This window comes from Cyanobacteriota bacterium (assembly GCA_025054735.1).
Classification (GTDB): Bacteria; Cyanobacteriota; Cyanobacteriia; order SKYG9; family SKYG9; genus SKYG9.
Genome location: JANWZG010000667.1, coordinates 1 through 1,236, shown reverse-complemented (window position 1 = coordinate 1,236; position 1,236 = coordinate 1). Strand labels below are relative to the sequence as shown.

Sequence of the window (1,236 nt, the reverse complement as noted above, 5' to 3'; positions counted from 1 at the left end):
GTGCGATCGTCATCTGTAGCTGAGCTTTAGGCTGAACCTTAGAAAGTTAGTCGTTAAGCATTACCTCGGTTTGGAGTTACCTGTGTTATGAAAATGCCAGAAATTGTCATTATTGCAGCGTTGGCAGAACGTAATCGTGTGATTGGCCGTCATGGCAAAGTGCCCTGGCACATTCCAGAAGACTCAAAACGCTTTCAGTCTTTAACTAGAGGGCATGCAGTGATCATGGGACGCAAAACTTGGTCAGAAGATTTGGAGAAATGCCCATTGCAACAGCGCCGCAACATTGTGATCACACAACACCCAGAGCACTATCAGGTAGCCGATCGTTGTCGTGACTATCCCCTTGGCCTCAGGTTTGTACCGTCTCTCTGGGCTGCTCTTAGGGAAGTCGAAGACGAAGATAAGGTATTTATTGTTGGTGGTGCTTCTATCTATGCCCAAGCACTACCCCTAGCTGATGTTTTAGACCTCACCTTGGTAGAGGGTGATTACGACGGTGATGTCTACTTTCCCAAGTATGAGCATTTGCTAGGCAGTGAGTTTGAACAGGTCACAGTAGAACATCACCCAGGATTTCGTTTTGAGACCTACCGCCGCATTTCCATCTTCACAGGTTTACCTATGCGCTACGGTGCTCAAGTGATGAGCTTAGTGCCTGCTGATCGTGCCCAGCCCTATCGACCAATCCTCAAACCTAAGATTTGATGGCTGCATTGCCTTGAAGTTAGCCTTGAATGTTAGTAGGTCTTGTGGCTAGTCTAGAGAGCTAAGATATGCAGCCTGCGATCAGCATCAATGTGTATGATGCTGTGTTCTGGCAGAATTTGCCAGTTGCCCTCAAACAGAGGCTCTGAGGCAACTAGGACGGCTTTAGGAAATTGGGGTGCATCCTGTAGCCAGTAGAGCGAAGGTGCTGGCAAGGTGGAACTGTCTCCCCGACAGGCAAATCGACTGGCCACAAGTTGCTGTCCATCGCTTACTATCACATTGGCAGATAGACCTGTTTCATAGTGTGCTGCTAGGTCAGCTATGGTATACAAGGTTTTCGCTAGGGCTTGGTCTAGGGACAGGGCAGGCATCGTCAGGTAATAGTTAGCAAAACAAGCGATGATATGCTCTGAGTCTGTGCTGCCGCGCAAGGTTTGGTAGACTTCATCCACTAGTTGGTCACGAATCGGGCGATACAGCGTGTGGTGAAAGTTTTCAATGTAGCCATTGTGGATAGCTAATAAC

Annotated in this window: 2 protein-coding genes; one reads left to right on the top strand and one right to left on the bottom strand. The window is 48.2% G+C overall.

Annotated elements, in window-relative coordinates; genetic code table 11:
- Positions 1–87: 87 nt before the first annotated feature.
- The gene (locus NZ772_19240; protein ID MCS6815692.1) at positions 88–708 is read left to right on the top strand and encodes a dihydrofolate reductase; all 621 of its coding nucleotides are present in this window, start codon (positions 88–90) and stop codon (positions 706–708) included.
- Positions 709–761: 53 nt separating this feature from the next.
- Here NZ772_19240 and NZ772_19235 read toward each other — a convergent pair.
- A partial coding sequence (locus tag NZ772_19235; protein MCS6815691.1) for a class II glutamine amidotransferase occupies positions 762–1,236 on the bottom strand: 475 nt, incomplete at its 5' end.

Bases quoted from the DNA above. Each gene is read 5' to 3' on its own strand.
- NZ772_19240 (MCS6815692.1), top strand. From the start codon at position 88: ATGAAAATGCCAGAAATTGTCATTATTGCAGCGTTGGCAGAACGTAAT.